The organism is Mesorhizobium sp. P5_C1 (assembly GCF_054049815.1).
This window is the reverse complement of sequence record NZ_JBFULQ010000856.1, coordinates 1-1,645: the sequence shown is the minus strand read 5'-3', so window position 1 is coordinate 1,645 and position 1,645 is coordinate 1. Positions and strand designations below refer to the sequence as shown.

At 62.5% G+C, this 1,645-nt stretch carries 1 pseudogene; it reads right to left on the bottom strand.

Annotation, left to right across the window (positions count from 1 at the left end):
* Positions 1-1,222, bottom strand: a pseudogene (locus ACXJ7R_RS31970) (M23 family peptidase); the annotation flags it as partial.
* Between the last annotated feature and the right edge of the window lie 423 nt (positions 1,223-1,645).

Below are 1,645 nucleotides of genomic sequence, written 5' to 3'. Positions count from 1 at the left end.
GTTGCTGGGTCATCTTTTTCGACATGCCATAGGAATAAGCGGCGCGGTAGATGCCGTCATAGATGTTCGGCAAATTTCCGCGCACCACCACGGGCGGTGAGTCGTCGAACGCCGTCAGTAATTCGGGGTTCGGATCCGGCTCCTGCGCCGGCACATACTGGCCGCGATCGTCGAGCGCGATGGTGACGATGTGCTGCGTTCGGTCGTAGACGCTGGTGCGCACGACCTTGGCGGCGTCGCCATGCACCTCGAGACCGACACGCAGCACAGTTCCGGCCTTGAGCGCCGTCGCGTTCAACAGCTTGGCGATCGCTTCGGCCATGCCGGTGGCGTCTTCTCCCGTATAGCCCGAATCGGCAAAGGCCTCGGTAATGTCGAGATCCTTGGTGAAGGGAATGATTTCCTCGGCGAAAGCCGGCGCCTGATCGTCGGCGGCGGCGCGTGGCGCCACCGAGACGTTCTCCGGCACGATCTTGACGTCATAGGAGCCGGCCATGCTCTCGGCAAAGGCGTCGCCGAATCGCTGCGGGTCGACATAGTGGAGTGAAGCGACCTGGACGGCGCCATCGCTGAGGTCGGTGCCGGCTTCGCGCACCACCTTTTCCACCTCGTCGGCGGACAGGTCGCTCTTTTCGTCGAAAGCCGCCGTATCGATCGGGAAATCGACGGTCTTCAGGCTCATCTCGCTTTCGACCTTGGCGCCGTAGATCTGGCCGGAAGCGGCCGAGGCTGTCGCCGGCTGCGCAGCACTGTCGTCGCCGTCGTTGCCGAACACCTGCATCGGGTCGAAAGGCGGGTAGGGGCGGCTGGTGGTGTGGCCGGCGGCAAGCGCCATCTTGATCTGCACGAAAGGCATGGTGTGGATGACGTCGCGGTCGCCGACCTTGGTCACCATCGACACTTCCATCCGACGGCGGTCCTTGGCCTTGGCGATCTGACGCGGCGCCACCAGCCTTGTCGTCTTGGCCACCTCGCCGGAATCGCCATTGCCGGCAAGATTGATCAGTTCCGCAATCTCGGGTGGCGTCGCCAATTGCTGACGTCCGTCAAGGGCAGCGAACAGTGCCACGCCCATCAGCACGCTCGAGGTCACGCCGGTGAGGAAGGTCCCTGACAGCCAGCGTGCGGAAACCTCGCGCCGGTCGGGCGGGCCGCTGCGGCCGTCCGCAATAAGCGGCGGCTCGTTGCCGAGTTCGGCTATGACATCTTCCGTGTCTGGCATCCAGAAAGGCTGCTTCTTCCCCGGGCGGAACGGCTTGTCGCTTTTGTTATGGCCGTGACATTTGCCTGTCATGGCCGGTGAAGTCAACGAAGCCTACGCCCCGGTCGAATTCCCCTCGCGCACTTCTCTTGTATAGGGCGCTCTATAAAGAGGGGCGGTTCACCTTCTCTGCAAGGCTCATCGCGCACCCCTGTATGAGGCTCTTGAAAGAGGCGCTGCGCCGTCGGCGCGGTGCCGCTTTCGTTGGCTTCGGTGTCGAACGGCAATGCGGCGGCAATAGGGCTCCTTCGTGGTCACCCACCCGGCGTTGTCGCTGTTCCCCAAGGGCAGCCGGCTATCAACAGACCGGGTCCGAGATTTCTGTCGCAAAAAGTTCAAAAACTTTGAGATGGCTGTTGACAGTTGTTGAAGGTGGCGACTATA